Annotated in this window: 24 protein-coding genes; 16 read left to right on the forward strand and 8 right to left on the reverse strand. The window is 68.4% G+C overall.

The window, feature by feature from the left end:
- Positions 1–303: 303 nt before the first annotated feature.
- The 8 genes from ACFFDA_RS25500 to ACFFDA_RS25535 form a co-directional block, all read right to left on the reverse strand.
- A complete protein-coding gene (locus ACFFDA_RS25500; RefSeq protein ID WP_404480063.1) occupies positions 304–507 on the reverse strand; it encodes a hypothetical protein in 204 nt (67 codons plus the stop codon).
- A gap of 125 nt (positions 508–632) precedes the next feature.
- Entirely contained in the window at positions 633–1,079 is a 447-nt protein-coding gene (locus ACFFDA_RS25505) for a DUF1810 domain-containing protein (protein ID WP_404480064.1), read from the reverse strand.
- A 1-nt stretch (position 1,080) separates the two neighbouring features.
- Positions 1,081–1,299 carry a DUF2945 domain-containing protein gene (locus tag ACFFDA_RS25510; RefSeq protein WP_404480066.1) on the reverse strand — a complete coding sequence of 73 codons (219 nt, stop codon included), beginning with the start codon at positions 1,297–1,299 and terminating at the stop codon, positions 1,081–1,083.
- Entirely contained in the window at positions 1,296–1,511 is a 216-nt protein-coding gene (locus ACFFDA_RS25515) for a hypothetical protein (RefSeq protein WP_404480067.1), read from the reverse strand. Before ACFFDA_RS25515 ends, ACFFDA_RS25510 begins: the two co-directional genes overlap by 4 nt.
- A 99-nt stretch (positions 1,512–1,610) precedes the next feature.
- On the reverse strand, positions 1,611–2,444 hold the full coding sequence (dapD, locus tag ACFFDA_RS25520) for a 2,3,4,5-tetrahydropyridine-2,6-dicarboxylate N-succinyltransferase (protein WP_404480068.1): 834 nt from the start codon (positions 2,442–2,444) through the stop codon (positions 1,611–1,613).
- Positions 2,445–2,576: 132 nt separating this feature from the next.
- Positions 2,577–3,242, reverse strand: a complete 666-nt coding sequence (gene gmk, locus ACFFDA_RS25525; RefSeq protein WP_404480069.1) for a guanylate kinase — start codon at positions 3,240–3,242, stop codon at positions 2,577–2,579.
- Between the two features lie 194 nt (positions 3,243–3,436).
- A complete protein-coding gene (locus tag ACFFDA_RS25530; RefSeq protein WP_404480070.1) occupies positions 3,437–3,871 on the reverse strand; it encodes a hypothetical protein in 435 nt (144 codons plus the stop codon).
- A 36-nt stretch (positions 3,872–3,907) separates the two neighbouring features.
- Positions 3,908–4,417: an SspB family protein gene (locus ACFFDA_RS25535; RefSeq protein WP_404480071.1), complete on the reverse strand. Its 510-nt coding sequence runs from the start codon at positions 4,415–4,417 to the stop codon at positions 3,908–3,910.
- 220 nt (positions 4,418–4,637) lie between these two features.
- Between ACFFDA_RS25535 and hisB the strand changes: the two genes are divergently transcribed.
- From hisB to ACFFDA_RS25615, 16 genes are all read left to right on the forward strand, one after another.
- Positions 4,638–5,240 (forward strand): imidazoleglycerol-phosphate dehydratase HisB, encoded by a 603-nt coding sequence (gene hisB / locus ACFFDA_RS25540; RefSeq protein WP_404480072.1) that lies wholly within the window; start codon positions 4,638–4,640, stop codon positions 5,238–5,240.
- A gap of 1 nt (position 5,241) precedes the next feature.
- Positions 5,242–5,535: a YciI family protein gene (locus tag ACFFDA_RS25545; RefSeq protein WP_404480073.1), complete on the forward strand. Its 294-nt coding sequence runs from the start codon at positions 5,242–5,244 to the stop codon at positions 5,533–5,535.
- Entirely contained in the window at positions 5,532–6,155 is a 624-nt protein-coding gene (gene hisH, locus ACFFDA_RS25550) for an imidazole glycerol phosphate synthase subunit HisH (protein ID WP_404480074.1), read from the forward strand. Before ACFFDA_RS25545 ends, hisH begins: the two co-directional genes overlap by 4 nt.
- Before the next feature lie 79 nt (positions 6,156–6,234).
- The gene (gene hisA, locus ACFFDA_RS25555; RefSeq protein WP_404480075.1) at positions 6,235–6,966 is read left to right on the forward strand and encodes a 1-(5-phosphoribosyl)-5-[(5-phosphoribosylamino)methylideneamino]imidazole-4-carboxamide isomerase; all 732 of its coding nucleotides are present in this window, start codon (positions 6,235–6,237) and stop codon (positions 6,964–6,966) included.
- Positions 6,963–7,208, forward strand: coding sequence for a hypothetical protein (locus tag ACFFDA_RS25560; RefSeq protein ID WP_404480076.1), 246 nt, complete (start codon positions 6,963–6,965; stop codon positions 7,206–7,208). Before hisA ends, ACFFDA_RS25560 begins: the two co-directional genes overlap by 4 nt.
- A 4-nt stretch (positions 7,209–7,212) precedes the next feature.
- Positions 7,213–7,974, forward strand: a complete 762-nt coding sequence (gene hisF, locus ACFFDA_RS25565) for an imidazole glycerol phosphate synthase subunit HisF (RefSeq protein ID WP_404480077.1) — start codon at positions 7,213–7,215, stop codon at positions 7,972–7,974.
- A 125-nt stretch (positions 7,975–8,099) separates the two neighbouring features.
- Positions 8,100–8,273 (forward strand): PEP-CTERM sorting domain-containing protein, encoded by a 174-nt coding sequence (locus ACFFDA_RS25570; RefSeq protein ID WP_404480078.1) that lies wholly within the window; start codon positions 8,100–8,102, stop codon positions 8,271–8,273.
- 44 nt (positions 8,274–8,317) lie between these two features.
- The gene (locus tag ACFFDA_RS25575; protein WP_404480079.1) at positions 8,318–8,644 is read left to right on the forward strand and encodes a phosphoribosyl-ATP diphosphatase; all 327 of its coding nucleotides are present in this window, start codon (positions 8,318–8,320) and stop codon (positions 8,642–8,644) included.
- 24 nt (positions 8,645–8,668) lie between these two features.
- Positions 8,669–9,046: a histidine triad nucleotide-binding protein gene (locus tag ACFFDA_RS25580; protein WP_404480080.1), complete on the forward strand. Its 378-nt coding sequence runs from the start codon at positions 8,669–8,671 to the stop codon at positions 9,044–9,046.
- Between the two features lie 253 nt (positions 9,047–9,299).
- Entirely contained in the window at positions 9,300–9,809 is a 510-nt protein-coding gene (locus tag ACFFDA_RS25585; protein ID WP_404480081.1) for a YbgC/FadM family acyl-CoA thioesterase, read from the forward strand.
- Positions 9,806–10,513, forward strand: coding sequence for a protein TolQ (gene tolQ, locus ACFFDA_RS25590; RefSeq protein WP_404480082.1), 708 nt, complete (start codon positions 9,806–9,808; stop codon positions 10,511–10,513). The genes ACFFDA_RS25585 and tolQ overlap by 4 nt, the downstream gene beginning before the upstream one ends.
- Positions 10,513–10,959 carry an ExbD/TolR family protein gene (locus ACFFDA_RS25595; RefSeq protein ID WP_404480083.1) on the forward strand — a complete coding sequence of 149 codons (447 nt, stop codon included), beginning with the start codon at positions 10,513–10,515 and terminating at the stop codon, positions 10,957–10,959. The genes tolQ and ACFFDA_RS25595 overlap by 1 nt, the downstream gene beginning before the upstream one ends.
- A 24-nt stretch (positions 10,960–10,983) precedes the next feature.
- Positions 10,984–12,024, forward strand: coding sequence for a TonB C-terminal domain-containing protein (locus tag ACFFDA_RS25600; protein WP_404480084.1), 1,041 nt, complete (start codon positions 10,984–10,986; stop codon positions 12,022–12,024).
- Positions 12,021–13,406, forward strand: a complete 1,386-nt coding sequence (gene tolB, locus ACFFDA_RS25605; RefSeq protein ID WP_404480085.1) for a Tol-Pal system beta propeller repeat protein TolB — start codon at positions 12,021–12,023, stop codon at positions 13,404–13,406. The genes ACFFDA_RS25600 and tolB overlap by 4 nt, the downstream gene beginning before the upstream one ends.
- Before the next feature lie 128 nt (positions 13,407–13,534).
- On the forward strand, positions 13,535–14,071 hold the full coding sequence (pal, locus tag ACFFDA_RS25610) for a peptidoglycan-associated lipoprotein Pal (RefSeq protein ID WP_404480086.1): 537 nt from the start codon (positions 13,535–13,537) through the stop codon (positions 14,069–14,071).
- 136 nt (positions 14,072–14,207) lie between these two features.
- A complete protein-coding gene (locus ACFFDA_RS25615) occupies positions 14,208–14,741 on the forward strand; it encodes a J domain-containing protein (protein ID WP_404480088.1) in 534 nt (177 codons plus the stop codon).
- Positions 14,742–14,860 lie beyond the last annotated feature (119 nt).

Here is a 14,860-nt window from a genome sequence, read left to right on the forward strand (position 1 = left end):
TGTGCGCGCCCTGTCGGACAAGCTTACAGTCCCGGTGCGCTGCCCTCGAACCTCGCAGATGCCCCGCATTTCAGGCGCGTTAACAAGTTGGCAATGCTTTGCAGTTAGTTCCTGTCGGCACAGGAGATGGCGACTTTTGTCGTCAGATTTGACAGGAGCCGTCGGCAATCGGAACCGGACTTTCGTCGGGGGGCGACAGGTCGGCAACGAGGTGGGATCGCAGCCGCGAGGCTACGTTCGGCAACCGCCACGCGGACGGCTCCTGCCACTTTCCCTGCAATCGCCTTCATATCCTCCGGCGTTTCAGCTTCCCAGCGCGTGCTGTTCGGCAGTCACGGCCTGACCGTTTTCGGGCGATTCGTACCAGGCGCGCGAAATCCAGATCGCGGACATCGCCAGAATCGCGAGGATGAGGCTGGCGAAGAGGACATAGCGGACGATGTGCGGCGTACTTCCCCCGCGTGCCTCGTCGTCGTCGAGGTGAACCTCTTCTCCGAAACGTTGCATTGCGTCTCTCCCGTCGGCTCGACGGCGGACCATATGACCGCTCTATTTTTCGGGCCGTCTTCGCTAACACCGATGTCCGCAGAAAGTTCCCGGGTTTTTCGTGGCCGAAATTTTTTTCGCAGGCGTCAGGCGGCCGGTCCTGCGGGGATGAGGTCGAGCAGGGCCAGTGTGCGCTCGTCGCGCCGACCCTGGCAGAATGCGTCGAGGGCGTGGCTGAAGCGATCGGCATCGCCGCCTTCCAGCGCGGCCAGCTCGAACAGGGTCATCGAACTGCAGAACTTGAGCGCGTCCACCGGACCGAGGATGGCGAAGGCGCTGCGGCGGCCGGCCCAGCCGAGCATGAGCTGGGTGCATTCCGCCAACCGCGCGCCGAGCACCGGATGCGCGAGGTAGCGCCTGGCCTCGCCAAGCCCCTCGATGGCATAGCGCAGCGCCATCTGGCTCGAGCCGAGCCCGGCGACCTGCGGGAACACGAACCACATCCAGTGGCTGCGCTTCTCGCCTTCGACGAGTTCGGCACGGACCTCGTCGAACAGGCCGTCCTGCGCGGCGACGAAGCGATCGAGGTGCATGTCAGGCGTGTTCCAGTTCGGAGCCGCGCTTGAGGACGCGCGAACCGTCGTCCTGCTCGATCAGGTAGGCGGGGTTGTCGGGGGTCCCGTTGCGCGCGATGCGCTTGCCCGCGATGGTGCGGGTGACGCGGCGTTCGAAACGCTCGGCAATCCTGCCGTCGGCAGAGCCCTGGCCCCAGTTCCAGCGGACGCGAGCGCCCTTGCGCAGCCGGGCGGTCACGGCGTCTTGCCGGCTTCTTCGACGACGGCCTTGTGGGTATCCGCCGCGCCGCCGGTCTCGGGCGTGGTGGCCGCGCCGGTGATCCAGATCGCGGCCATGGCGATCACCGCCAGTACGAGACTTGTCAGCAGGACGTAACGTACCGTGCCGGTGGTCTCGCCGGCGCGGGCTTCCTGCTTGTCGAGATGGACTTCCTCACCGCGGGTTTCCATGGCGTGCCTTCCGATTGCCAGGCCGCCGGAGACGGCCTTTGTATCGAACAACACGCCAAGGCGGGCGGCGTTCCGCCGCCCGTCCCGCGCAACCGGGAGTTAGTCGCGAAGCAGTTCGTTGATGCCGGTCTTCGAGCGGGTCTGCGCGTCGACGGTCTTGACGATCACGGCGCAGTAGAGCGAGGGGCCGGGGGTGCCGTCCGGAAGCGGCTTGCCGGGCAGGGCGCCGGGGACGACCACCGCGTAGGGCGGCACGCGGCCGATGTGGACTTCGCCGGTGGCGCGGTCGACGATCTTGGTCGAGGCGCCGAGGAACACGCCCATCGACAGCACCGCGCCTTCACCCACGATCACGCCTTCGGCCACTTCCGAACGCGCGCCGATGAAGCAGTTGTCCTCGATGATGACGGGGCCGGCCTGCAGCGGCTCGAGCACGCCGCCGATGCCGACGCCGCCCGAGATATGCACGTTCTTGCCGATCTGCGCGCACGAGCCGACGGTCGCCCAGGTGTCGACCATCGTGCCTTCGCCGACGCTGGCGCCCAGGTTCACGAAGCTGGGCATGAGCACCACGCCCTTGGCGATGTGGGCGCTGCGGCGCACCACGGCGCCGGGGACCACGCGCACGCCGGCGGCCTTGAACGCGGCCTCGTCCCAGCCGGCGAACTTGAGCGGCACCTTGTCGAACGCAGGCGCGCCGGCGGCGCCGTAGTCGACCACGGCGTTGTCGTTCAGGCGGAAGCTGAGCAGCACGGCCTTCTTGAGCCACTGGTTGACGACCCATTCGCCGTCGATCTTCTCGGCGACGCGCGCCGCGCCCGAATCGAGCAGGTCGAGCGCCTGGTCGACGATCGCGCGCACGTCGTCGCTGGCGGGGGTGACGGTGTCGCGGGCGTCGAAGGCGGCTTCGATCTGGGCGGCGAGGTCGGACATGGGGTGGATCTCCGGATGGGGTCAGGTTTGCGTGCGGTGGCGCCTATCGCGGGATGGCGCGTAGGACAAGGATTGCCTTGCTCCTTCGTGTCGCGTGCGGCGAGGGGTGAGGGCGGGGGGTGGGGGCGGGGGTCAATCCCCCGGCTGCATCAGTTCGCGCACGAAGCCGATCAGGCCGGTCTGCCTTGCGCGGCGCAGGCGTTCGGCGGCGAGGATCTTCTTCACCTGCTCGAAGCAGCTCTCGATGTCGTCGTTGACCACCACGTAGTCGTAGCCGTCCCAGTGGCTGATTTCCGAGCGGGCGCGTTCCATGCGGCCGTGGATCACTGCGGCACTGTCGGTGCCGCGGCCGGTGAGGCGGCGGCGCAGTTCCTCGATGCTGGGAGGCAGCAGGAACACGCGCACGACGTCGCGCTCCAGCTTCTGGTAGAGCTGCTGGGTGCCCTGCCAGTCGATGTCGAACAGGTAGTCCTGGCCGTCCTTGAGCCCGGCCTTCACTTGCGCCTTGGGGGTGGCGTAGCTGTAGCCGAAGACGGTCGCCCATTCCAGGAACTCGCCGTCGTCCGCCATGCGGTCGAACTCCTGCTGGCTGACGAAGTGGTAGTCCTTGCCGTCGACCTCGCCGGGGCGGGGCGGGCGGGTGGTGCACGAGACCGAGTTGCAGATGTGGGGGTCGTGCTCGAGGAGCATGCGCGAGATCGTCGTCTTGCCCGCGCCCGAGGGTGAGGACATGATGAACATCAGGCCGCGCCGCGACAGGGTGCCGGTGGATGCGGGGGAGGGATCGGAATGGACCATGGCCCCCGATGGCGGGGCTTCGCGCGCAAATCAAGGGGGCGCGGGTATCGTCTTCGCGGACTTGATCCGGGTCCGCGCGGTACTCTCGAGACTATGGCTCGCGATGGGCCACGGTGACGCTGCATTCTGGCGCGCGGTGGGCGTGGCCTTGCCCGCGGTCACGGGTCGAGCCCGGGACGACGGAGTTTGAAGGCTTACTCCTCTGCGCCGTCCTTGGCCATTTCGTGCAGGTCCGCCGCGCCTTCGGCGCGGGCGTGGCGTTCGCGGCTGCGGTCGTAGAGCGTCTTCACCACCAGCGCCCCGCCTACCGCGATCGCGCCGGGGATCGAGCCCAGCGCCACGCGGGCGAGGGCGCCGTGGAGCAGCGTCTCGGTGATGGTGCGGCCCTTCAGGATCGACTTGGCCTTGCGCGGGGAATAGCTGGTGCCCAGCACCCCGCGCTCGACGGCGCGGCGCGCGAGCGTGGTGCCGGTGCGCAGCACGATGTCGGCGATGACCAGGTTGGTCGCGGGATTGGGGCTGGGGCCGTGCAGTTCGCCGCCGTTGTCCGCCAGCTTCTTGAGGCCGACCGGGGGGACCTTGACGGCCATTGCGGCCTTCCTGGCCTGGTCCTTCAGTTTCGTAGCCATCGCCTGCGCCCTGTCAGATGCGGGCGGGACGCCCGATCACTTCTTCTTGCCGAAATCGACCGATACGACGTTGGAGCCGTCTTCGCTGGGAGTAATGCGCGAGGCGACGTCGCGTTCCGCCTCGTCGTTCCCGGCAGCAGTGGACATGTCGTCCTCCAGCGTCTCGTCGTCGGCCATGGCCTGGAACTGCAGGCCGAAATCGACGGCGGGGTCGACGAAGGCGGTGATCGCCGAGAACGGGATGTCCAGCTTGGCCGGCATCTGGTTGAAGCTGAGGCTGACCGTGAAGCCGTTTTCCGCCACGCCCAGGTCCCAGAACTTGTTCTGGAGCACGATCGTCATCTCGTCCGGGAAGCGGGCCTTGAGCGTCGCCGGGATGCTGACGCCCGGGGCGCCGGTCTTGAAGGTGATGTAGAAGTGATGGCTGCCGGGAAGGACGCCGCCGGCGGCCTCGACCTGGCCGAGCACGCGCCCGACGACGGCGCGCAGGGCCTCCTGTACGATTTCGTCGTAGGGGATCATGCTGTCTGGCGGGGTGTCGTTCATCGCGCCCTACGTGCTCATGCTTGCTTGGCCGGTCAAGCGTGTTCGAGCGTAAATTTGAACGGTCGACCGGGTTTTCCCTAGATCGTCGCCCGAATCATACCGGCCCGGGCAACCTTCGAGCGACCGAAGATTGCTTGTGAAACGCATTTCGAAGGCACTTGGTGCCCAAAGAAGGGCAAGCATAATTGATTCCGTCGCCCACGGGTCTATAGGCGCAGCCATGCGCACAGCCTCGATCACCCGCAAGACGCACGAAACCGACATTTTCGTCGAAGTGAACCTCGATGGAACCGGGGCCTACCAGGTCTCGACCGGGATCGGCTTCCTCGATCACATGATCGAGCAGTTCAGCCGCCATTCGCTGATCGACATCACCTGCCGCATCAAGGGCGACCTCCACGTCGACCAGCACCACACCACCGAGGACAGCGCCATCGCCATCGGCCAGGCGATCACCCAGGCCCTGGGCGACAAGGCCGGCATCGGCCGCTACGGCGACGTGAACTCGCCGATGGACGAGGCGCTGAGCCGCGTGTCGCTCGACATTTCGGGGCGTCCGTACCTGGTTTGGAAAGCCGCCTTCACGCAGGACAAGCTGGGCGAGTTCGATACCGAGATGGTCGAGCACTGGTTCCACTCGATCGCGCAGGCGGTGGGCATCACCCTGCACATCGAACTGCTCTACGGCAGCAACAACCACCACATCTGCGAAGGCATCTTCAAGGGTTTCGCCCGTGCCATGCGGCAGGCGGTGGAACTCGATCTGCGCAAGGGCGGGGCGATCCCGTCGACCAAGGGCATCCTGGGACAGGCGACACTCTGACATGGCCAGCTTCATCGTTTCGCTCACCTACATCGCGCCCATCGACAAGGTCGACGCCCTGCTCGACGAGCACGTCGCCTGGCTGCGTGCGCAGCATGCCGCGGGGCACCTGCTCGGCTGGGGCCGCAAGGTCCCGCGCGAGGGCGGGGTGATCCTGGCCCGGGGCGAAAGCCGCGAGGCGGTCGAGGCGCTGGCGTCGCAGGACCCCTTCGTCAAGGGCGGCGTCGCCCGTATCGACGTGATCGAGTGGGCCCACGGCTTCCTCGACGACAGCATCGCAGGCCTTGCCGGATGACGCTGGCGCTGATCGACTACGGGGCGGGCAACCTCCACTCGGTCGCCAACGCGCTGCGCGCGGCGGGGGCCGAGGACGTGGCGATCACCGCCGACCCCGCCGTCGTGCGCGCGGCGGACCGCATCGTCCTGCCGGGCGTGGGCTCGTTCAAGGCCTGCGCGGCGGGCCTGTGGGGCATCGCCGGCATGGTCGAGGCGATGAACGAGCGGGTCCATGTCGGCGGCGCGCCGTTCCTGGGCATTTGCGTCGGCATGCAGCTTCTCGCCACGCGCGGGCTGGAGCACGGCATCACGCCGGGGCTCGGCTGGATCGAGGGCGAAGTCCGCCTGATCGAGCGCACGGACCCGGCGATCAAGATCCCGCACATGGGCTGGAACGACGTCTCGCTCGGCCGCAAGGACCCGGCGCAGGGGCTGATCGACGCGGGCGAGGCCTATTTCCTGCACTCCTACCACTTCGCCCCCGAGGACGGCGCGACCGTGGCGGCGATGACCGACCATGGCGGCGGTCTCGTCGCGGCGGTGGCGCGGGACAACGTCGTGGGCGTGCAGTTCCACCCCGAAAAGAGCCAGGGCTTCGGTCTGGCGCTGCTCGCGCGGTTCCTGGAGTGGGAGCCGTGAGTGGGACAGGGCAGGCCTTCATAGACCGGGCGCGCCATGCCGTCGGGCCCCTTCCAGGCAAGTTTCAGGAACTACACTCATGATCGTATTCCCCGCCATCGACCTCAAGCAGGGCCAGGTCGTGCGCCTGGCCGAAGGCGACATGGCGCGCGCCACCGTCTATGGCGACGACCCGGCGGCACAGGCGATGCTGTTCGCCGAGGCCGGTTCGCAGTTCCTCCACGTGGTCGATCTCGACGGCTCGTTCGCGGGCCGCGCGGAGAACCGCGAGGCGGTCGAGGGCATCCTCCAGGTGTTCCCCGGCCACGTCCAGCTCGGCGGCGGCATCCGGACCCCCGAGGCCGTGGCGGGCTGGTTCGACCTCGGCGTCAGCCGCGTGGTCATGGGCACCGCCGCGCTCAAGGACCCGCAGTTCGTCAAGGACATGGCGAAGGAGTTCCCCGGCGGCATCGTCGTCGCCGTCGACGCCCGTGACGGCATGGTCGCCACCGAGGGCTGGGCCGAAGTCTCCGACGTCTCGATCGTCGACATGGCCCGCCGCTTCGAGGATGCCGGCGTCGCCAGCCTGCTGTTCACCGACATCGGCCGCGACGGACTGCTCAAGGGCGTCAACATCGACGCCACCGTCGAGCTTGCGCGCCGCACCGACCTGCCGGTGATCGCCTCGGGCGGCGTCAAGGGCCTCGACGACATCCGCCTGCTCGCGCTTCACGCCCGGGACGGCATCGAAGGCGTCATCACCGGCCGCGCGCTCTACGACGGGCGGCTCGACCTTGCCGCCGCGATCCAGATGGCCGAGCGCGAGGGGTGAACGAGAACCGCCTGATCGCGGTCCTGGCGCTCGCCATCTTCGTGCCCGGCGTGCTGTGGGCGTGGCGCGACTATCGCGAGGGCCATGTCCGGATGATGCTGTTCAGCCGCCGCCGGTCCACCGTGGCGGTGCGGCGTGCGGACGATCCGCGCAAGTTCTGGGCCTATACCGCTTTCAACGTCGCCGTCTGCGGCGTCGTGGCGCTGTTCGCGGTGCTGCTGTTCTTCAAGCCCGTGGAGTGAAGCCATGACCGTGCGTGTCCGTGTCATCCCCTGCCTCGACGTCCGTGACGGGCGCGTCGTGAAGGGCGTCAACTTCGTCGATCTCAAGGACGCCGGCGATCCGGTGGAGCAGGCCCGCGCCTACGACGCAGCCGGGGCGGACGAGCTGTGCTTCCTCGACATTTCCGCCAGCCACGAGGGGCGCGGCACCCTGCTCGACGTGGTCCAGCGCACGGCCGAGGTCTGCTTCATGCCGCTCACCGTGGGCGGCGGCGTGCGCACCGCCGAAGACGCGCGTGCGCTGCTGCTGGCGGGCGCGGACAAGGTGGCGGTCAATTCCGCCGCCGTCTCGCGCCCCGAAGTGGTGGCCGACATCGCCGAGAAGTTCGGCTCGCAGTGCATCGTCGCCTCGGTCGACGCGCGGCGGGTGGGGCCGGGGCGCTGGGAAATCTTCACCCACGGCGGCCGCAAGGCGACCGGGATCGACGCGCTCGGGCACGCGGTGAAGCTGGCGGACTACGGCGCGGGCGAACTGCTGGTCACCTCCATGGACGGCGACGGCACGCAGAACGGCTACGACCTCGAACTGACCCGCGCGATCGCCGATGCGGTCTCGGTGCCGGTGATCGCCAGCGGCGGCGTGGGCAATCTCGACCACCTCGTCGCCGGCGTGACGCAAGGCCATGCCAGCGCGGTGCTGGCGGCCTCGATCTTCCACTTCGGCAAGCACTCGGTCGGCGAGGCCCACGCGGCCCTGCGCGCGGCCGGACTACCCGCCCGCGGCTGAGGCGACCTGTAACACTCCGCGCCCGATCGCCCCGTATCGGGACATCCGTGTAACTCCCCTTGCTGCAATGCGGCAGAAGGCCGATCGGCCTTTCCAGTCCCTTTCGACTCGCAGGAACCCCCCCGGTGAAATTCCTCAGATACCTGCCTGCGCTCGTCCCGGCCGTCGTGGCGTCGAGCCCCGCTTATGCCGCGGGCGGCATACCGCTGCCCGAACCGAGCAGCATGTTCCTGCTCGGTCTGGGCGTCGTCGGCGTCGCCATCGGCCGCAAGCTCTCGTCCAAGCGCGGCGAGGACTGACGAGGCGCTTGACCGCGCCTCCCGCGCGCCGCATTTGGCGCAGGATGAGCAGTCCCGACACCCTCGCGCGCCTCGAAGCCACGATCGCCCAGCGGCTCGGCGCCGATCCCGATTCGAGCTACGTCGCCCGCCTCGCCGCGAAGGGCCCGGGCAAGATCGCCCAGAAACTGGGCGAGGAAGCCACCGAGACGGTGATCGCCGCCCTCACCGAAAGCCGCGAGGCGCTGGTCGGCGAGGCGGCGGACCTGGTGTTCCACCTCATGGTCCTGCTCGCCGCGAAGGACGTGCCGCTGGCCGCGGTTCTGGCCGAGCTGGACCGGCGCGAAGGCGTTTCCGGCATCGCCGAGAAGGCCGCACGCCCCAGGGACTGATCCCGTAGCCACCCGGAGAGACCGATGCCTATCGACCCCCGCCTGCCCTACGACGCCAACAACATCTTCGCCAAGATCCTGCGCGACGAACTGCCGTGCTCCAAAGTCTACGAGGACGAGCACGCCCTGGCCTTCAACGACATCCGCCCGCAGGCGCCGGTGCACGTGCTGGTGATCCCCAAGGGCCCTTACGTCTCTTGGGACGATTTCACCGCCAAGGCGGGCGACGCCGAGATCGCCGGCTTCATGCGCGCGGTGGGCAACGTCACCCGCCAGTTGGAACTCGACGGGCCGGGCTACCGGCTGATGGTCAACATGGGCCGGGCGGGGCACCAGGAAGTGCCGCACCTGCACGTCCACATCTTCGGCGGGCGCGAATTCTTCCAGATGATCGCGGACTGATCTGGGCGGGCATCGCCCACAAGGTTGCCCCGACAAGCCCGTCATCGCCAGGCCCGTCATCGCAATGCCCGTCACTCTGAACTCGTTTCAGGGTGACGGAAAATGAAGCGTGCGGCACAGGGGGGCAGCCCGCGGCAAAGCGCGGGGTGCCGAGGGGCCACGAAAAATTTACCCTGCAATTCAGCCTGCGAGGCCGGGTCTTCGTGGCTTCGGGGTTGCAGTCGCGACCTGCACCGCTACACAACCGGCCAGCATGACGGACACATCTCCATCCCCTCTCGCCCCGCAATCGGGCGTGATCGACGGCAAGGTGCATCGCTATCCCCTTCGCGTGTTCTACGAGGACACCGACGCGGGCGGAGTGGTCTATCACGCCAACTACCTGCGCTGGTTCGAACGCGCCCGCTCCGACCTGCTTGACGTGCTGGGCATCGACCAGCGCACCGCGCTGGAGGCGGGCACCGGCCTTTACACCGTGGCGGAAGCCAACTTGCGCTACCTCGCGCCCGCCAGGCTGGGCGACGCGGTGGTGATCGAGACCTGGGCCGAGACCGTCGGCCGCGTCTCCGCCACCTTGCGCCAAACCGCCCGCTGCGGCGCCGCGCGGCTATGCGAGGCCACCGTAAAGGTCGGGTTCATCAGCCCTGAAGGACGACCGCGCAGACAACCCGAGGCCTGGCAACGTGCCTTTGCCTCGCTCGAACCCATCTCCGCCACAGGCGCCGATACAGGCCCAGTCGTTGGCCCGGAAGGACAAGAATGACGCTCGACCTGCTCGCCTCCACCATCTCTTTTGCCGGGGATTCCAACCATCTCAACCCGGTGAAGCTGTTCCTCGACGCCGATATCGTCGTCCAGGCGATCATGGCCGGGCTCGTGCTTGCCAGCATCTGGGTGTGGATGATCATCGTCACATTCACGCTTCGCATGGGCTCGATCTCGCGCCGCTGCGACGAATACGAGGAGGGCTTCTGGGAGGCCCAGAACTTCGAGACCTACCAGAAGGAGCGCAAGCGCGGCGACGTGCCGATGGGCAAGGTCGCGGGCGCGGGCCTGGGCGAATTCCGCCGCAACGCCACCGGCAAGGTCGACCCCGAAGGCGTTCGCCAGCGCATCGCGCTTATCATGAACTCGGCCGTGGGCGAGGAGGCGGACGCCCTCTCGGACCGCCTGAACTTCCTGGCGACGGTCGGCTCGGTGGCGCCCTTCGTGGGCCTGTTCGGCACGGTCTGGGGCATCATGAACAGCTTCTTCCAGATCGGCCAGCAGCAGAACTCCTCGCTCGCCGTCGTCGCGCCGGGTATTTCGGAGGCGCTGTTCGCCACCGCGATCGGCCTGTTCGCGGCGATCCCGGCGGTCATCGCCTACAACCGCTTCTCGCATAAGGTGAACGGCTTCGAGGCGCGCCTGCAGCGCTTCGCCGACCACCTCCACGCCGCGCTGACCCGCCAGCTGGAGCAGCGCTGATGGCCATGGGTCTTTCCGGCGGCGGACGGAGCCGCAGGCGCGGACGCGGCGGGCGCGGGCCGATGGCGGAGATCAACGTCACGCCGCTGGTCGACGTGATGCTGGTGCTGCTCATCATCTTCATGGTCACTGCGCCGCTGCTCAAGGCCGCGGTGCCGATCGAACTGCCCGAAAGCCGTGCCAAGGCGATGAGCGAGGAGCAGGGCCAGATCACCATCACCCTGCGCCGCGACGGTGCGATCTTCTACGAGGAATCCGAACTCGCACCCGGCGAACTGGCCGACCGCCTCGCCGCGACCCCGGCCGGTCCCGACGGCAAGCCGCCGCTCGTCACGCTGCGCGCCGACAAGGCGCTCGACTATGGCCGGGTGATGGAAGTCATGGGCGAACTCAACCGCGCCGGCTTCACCTCGATCTCGCTGGTGACCGATGTCAGCGGCGGTTAAGGCGCGCGCGGTAGGGTCCGCCTGATGGCAGCGACAGGAATGCGCAAGGATGAAGGCATCGGCCTGGGTGTCGCGATCGCGCTGCACTTGGCGGTGCTCGCGGCGATCCTCTACAGTCCGCGCGATAACGACGTGGTCAAGCCGCCCCAGCGCATCGAAGTGACGATCAGCGACGAGGTCGGCATGACCTCGACGTCGCCCGAGCCGAACAGCCAGGCCGCGCCGGACAAGAGCCCGGAACTCGGCGAGCCGGCTCCCGAGGCCGCCCCCGTGCCCGAAGTCGAGCCGGCACCGGCTCCGGCGCCCGAGCCCCGGCCCGCACCGGAACCTGCGCCGCGCGTGATCGAGAAGCCCGAGCCGAAGCCGGAGCCCAAGCCTGAGCCTCGTCCGCAGCCCAAGCCGCAGCCGCCCAAGCCCGCACCCCGGCCCGTGCCCAAGGCGCCGCCCAAGCCCGCTCCCAAGCCCGTTCCGAAGCCGGCGCCCAAGCCGGCCCCCAAAGCCGCGCCCAAGCCGGCCGCCAAGGCACCGCCGAAGAAGCCGGCGCCGACCACCCGCAAGTCGAGCCCGATCGACAACATCGTGAAGTCCGCGCCCAGCAAGGCTCCTCCCGGCCGCACAGCGGGTTCGAGCAAGACCTCGACGCCTCCCACGACCAGGGCGGGCAGCAGCGCGTTCGACGATGCCTTCAAGTCCGGCGCCCCGGCCGCGAAGGCTCCCGTCGGCACCGGCACGCCCGCATCCGCGATCGGCCCGCAGGCGAAGACCGCGCTGAACGCGGCGATCGGCCGGCAGATCAAGCCGCACTGGCAGGCACCGCAGGGCGCCGACGCCGAAATGCTGGTCACCAAGGTGCGCTTCCGCCTCAACCGCGACGGCAGCCTGGTCGGCGAGCCGCAGGTGCTGAGCACCACCGGCCAGAACGCGGCGAACCAGACGCAAGTGCGGCGCCACCAGGAACAGGCGATCCGCGCGGTCAAGCTTGCCGCGCCGTTCAATCTGCCCGACGACCTCTACGAGGGCTGGAAGGTCGTGACGACCAACTTTGACAGAAGGCTATCGCAATGAAGATAACCCACATCCTCGCTCTGGGATTGATGCTTTCGGTTTCGGGCACGGCCTTCGCGCAGGCGGCGGCCCCCGCACCCGCACCCGCTCCGGCCCCTGCCGCCACGGACGACGGCCTCGAGGTCACCGTGTCCGACGACAGCGACTGGCAGGACCTCGGCATCGCCATCACCTCGTTCGCCACCGACGCCGACGTGCCGACGCGCACCAACGCGGGCTCCACCGGCGCGCTGGGCCGGGCCCTGTCGCAGGTCGTCGCGGGCGATCTGAGGAACAACGGCCTGTTCAAGCCTTCGGGCCCCGATGGCCTGCCGCAGCCCGCCTATGCCCAGGTCCAGGCGCCCGACTACGGCGTGTGGGCCGCGCGCAGTGCCGACATGCTGGTGCAAGGCTACGTGCGCGCCGGTGCCGACGGCAATATCACCGTGGGCTGCTACCTCTACGACGTCGCGCTCAAGCAGCAGCTCGTGAAGGGCGGCTGGCAGGTCCCGCCGTCGGACTGGCGTCGCGCCGCGCACAAGTGCGCCGACCTCGTCTATTCGCGCCTATCGGGCGAAAGTCCGTTCTTCGATTCCAAGATCGCCTACATCGCCGAGACCGGCCCCAAGGACCACCGCATGAAGCGGCTGGCGATCATGGATTCGGACGGCGCCAACCACCGCTACCTCACCAGCGGCCAGGCCATGGCACTGACCCCGCGCTATTCGCCCGACTACAAGAAGATCCTCTACCTGTCCTACCTCAACGGGCAGCCGAGCATCTATTCCTACGACCTCGCGACCGACAGCCAGACGCTGATCGCGCGGACCGGCAACCCCACCCTGGCCCCGCGCTGGTCGCCGGACGGGCGATGGGTGCTCTATTCGATGTCCAAGAGCGGCACGACCGACATCTACCGCATCTCGTCGGCCGGCGGCGGCACCCCGCAGCGCCTGACCAACGGGCCCGGCATCAACATCGGCGGCTCGTACTCGCCGGACGGTTCGCAGATCGTGTTCGAGAGCGACCGTTCGGGCAGCCAGCAGATCTACGTGATGGGGGCAGACGGCTCCAACCAGCGGCGCATCAGCTTCTTCGGCGGCCGTGCGGCGACCCCTGAATGGAGCCCGCGCGGCGACCAGATCGCCTTCACCCACATTGCCGGCAACTTGCGCGTCGCGGTCATGAACCCGAGCGGCGGCGCCATGCGCCACCTGACCGATTCGTGGCAGGACGAGGCTCCGACGTGGTCGCCCAACGGTCGCATCGTCCAGTTCTTCCGCACCACCAAGAGCACCGGCGTCGCCTCGATCTGGCAGGTCGACCTGACGGGCCGCAACGAGCGCAAGCTGCCGACGCCGGTGGGCGCCTCGGACCCGGCATGGGGTCCGGTGCGACCCTGAATCGGTGGCGCCTGAACGACCACGTCGATTCGTTGGCGGTCGTTCAGGTGAGCTGTGTTAAATACTGAACGGAACTTCAGAACAGGCCGGCCATTGTCCCAGGGCTGAGCAGCATAGGAGATTGCCCGATGCGTACCTCTCACTCATACTCGCGAAATGCCCGCGTCGGTGCGACGATGCTCGTCGTCGCCGGTGCCCTGGCGATCTCGGCGTGCGGCAAGAAGGCGCCGGCCCAGCTTCCTCCCGAGCCCGGCCCGGCGACCAGCACCACCGGCCAGACCGGCTCCTACGGCCCGACCGCCGGCAGCCAGGCGGACTTCGTCGCCAAGATGATGGGCGCCGACACGATCTACTTCGCGCTCGACAAGTACGACGTCGATGCCGAAGACCAGGCCGCGCTCGCCAAGCAGGCGCAGTGGCTGATCCAGTACCCCGCCAAGCGCGCGACGATCGAAGGCCATGCCGACGAGCGCGGCACCCGCGAATACAACCTCGCGCTGGGCGAGCGCCGCGCCAACGCGGCCAAGAACTACCTCATCAGCCTGGGCGTCGAGCCGGCGCGCCTGTCGACCGTCAGCTACGGCAAGGAGCGCCCGATCGCGCTCGGTTCGGACGAGCAGTCCTGGGCGCAGAACCGCCGCGCCGTGACCGTGACGATCGACTGAACGCAATGAACCTTGCCGGGCCCGGTTGCCGCAGCGCGCGCGCCGGGTCCGGCACGAGCGCGCAAATGCGCTATTTCGCGCCCGAACGGCGCGCGGGGGTTGCATCGCCTCCGAGTCGCGGCCTATCGCGCATCGGATGAGCCGTGTCCGCCGATCAACCGACTGGGGTTTCCCGCGCTGGCGCGGCTACGGCAGTTCGCGCGACGCCGCTCAAGTGCGCCTGTGCGACCGCCACGGCTGCAGCGAGCCGGGCAACTGCCCCGCCCCCAAGAGCCCGAACAACCCCGATCGCTGGTACTTCTGCCAGAAGCACGCCGCCGAATACAACGCGGGCTGGGACTACTTCGCCGGTCTCGACGCCGAGGAAGCCGCCCAGCGCGAGGCACAGGAGCGTTCGGACTTCTCCGGTTTCAAGGAATCCGCCCACTACGGCTGGGCGGGATCGGGCGACGGCAGCCGCAGCGGCGATGAACTGCGCGCGCTCGAGGCCCTGGGCCTTGACCCCGATGCGGACTTCGACGCGGTGAAGAAAGCCTGGCGCAACCGCGCCAAGGAAGTCCACCCCGACGTGCGGCCCAACGACGCCGAGGCGGCCAAGGCCTTCCAGACCTACCAGGTCGCCTACGAAGTCTTGCGCGCGGCCGAAGAACGCCGCGAGTGGCGGGGCTGAACCGGCCGCGGCGCGGCTCGCCTCCGGGGCGGATTCGCGTGTTCCCCTAAACAAATGCGCAGCAACTGGTTGGCTCGCCAGTGCTCTAAGTCGATTGACTCGATTGATCCGTAAAGATT

The organism is Novosphingobium sp. BL-52-GroH, from assembly GCF_044813085.1.
In the GTDB taxonomy this organism is placed as follows: Bacteria; Pseudomonadota; Alphaproteobacteria; order Sphingomonadales; family Sphingomonadaceae; genus Novosphingobium.

Bases quoted from the DNA above. Each gene is read 5' to 3' on its own strand.
- ACFFDA_RS25500 (WP_404480063.1), bottom strand. From the start codon at position 507: ATGCAACGTTTCGGAGAAGAGGTTCACCTCGACGACGACGAGGCACGC.
- ACFFDA_RS25505 (WP_404480064.1), bottom strand. From the start codon at position 1,079: ATGCACCTCGATCGCTTCGTCGCCGCGCAGGACGGCCTGTTCGACGAG.
- ACFFDA_RS25515 (WP_404480067.1), bottom strand. From the start codon at position 1,511: ATGGAAACCCGCGGTGAGGAAGTCCATCTCGACAAGCAGGAAGCCCGC.
- dapD (WP_404480068.1), bottom strand. From the start codon at position 2,444: ATGTCCGACCTCGCCGCCCAGATCGAAGCCGCCTTCGACGCCCGCGAC.
- gmk (WP_404480069.1), bottom strand. From the start codon at position 3,242: ATGGTCCATTCCGATCCCTCCCCCGCATCCACCGGCACCCTGTCGCGG.
- ACFFDA_RS25530 (WP_404480070.1), bottom strand. From the start codon at position 3,871: ATGGCTACGAAACTGAAGGACCAGGCCAGGAAGGCCGCAATGGCCGTC.
- ACFFDA_RS25535 (WP_404480071.1), bottom strand. From the start codon at position 4,417: ATGAACGACACCCCGCCAGACAGCATGATCCCCTACGACGAAATCGTA.
- hisB (WP_404480072.1), top strand. From the start codon at position 4,638: ATGCGCACAGCCTCGATCACCCGCAAGACGCACGAAACCGACATTTTC.
- ACFFDA_RS25545 (WP_404480073.1), top strand. From the start codon at position 5,242: ATGGCCAGCTTCATCGTTTCGCTCACCTACATCGCGCCCATCGACAAG.
- hisH (WP_404480074.1), top strand. From the start codon at position 5,532: ATGACGCTGGCGCTGATCGACTACGGGGCGGGCAACCTCCACTCGGTC.
- hisA (WP_404480075.1), top strand. From the start codon at position 6,235: ATGATCGTATTCCCCGCCATCGACCTCAAGCAGGGCCAGGTCGTGCGC.
- hisF (WP_404480077.1), top strand. From the start codon at position 7,213: ATGACCGTGCGTGTCCGTGTCATCCCCTGCCTCGACGTCCGTGACGGG.
- ACFFDA_RS25575 (WP_404480079.1), top strand. From the start codon at position 8,318: ATGAGCAGTCCCGACACCCTCGCGCGCCTCGAAGCCACGATCGCCCAG.
- ACFFDA_RS25580 (WP_404480080.1), top strand. From the start codon at position 8,669: ATGCCTATCGACCCCCGCCTGCCCTACGACGCCAACAACATCTTCGCC.
- ACFFDA_RS25585 (WP_404480081.1), top strand. From the start codon at position 9,300: ATGACGGACACATCTCCATCCCCTCTCGCCCCGCAATCGGGCGTGATC.
- tolQ (WP_404480082.1), top strand. From the start codon at position 9,806: ATGACGCTCGACCTGCTCGCCTCCACCATCTCTTTTGCCGGGGATTCC.
- ACFFDA_RS25595 (WP_404480083.1), top strand. From the start codon at position 10,513: ATGGCCATGGGTCTTTCCGGCGGCGGACGGAGCCGCAGGCGCGGACGC.
- ACFFDA_RS25600 (WP_404480084.1), top strand. From the start codon at position 10,984: ATGGCAGCGACAGGAATGCGCAAGGATGAAGGCATCGGCCTGGGTGTC.
- tolB (WP_404480085.1), top strand. From the start codon at position 12,021: ATGAAGATAACCCACATCCTCGCTCTGGGATTGATGCTTTCGGTTTCG.
- pal (WP_404480086.1), top strand. From the start codon at position 13,535: ATGCGTACCTCTCACTCATACTCGCGAAATGCCCGCGTCGGTGCGACG.
- ACFFDA_RS25615 (WP_404480088.1), top strand. From the start codon at position 14,208: ATGAGCCGTGTCCGCCGATCAACCGACTGGGGTTTCCCGCGCTGGCGC.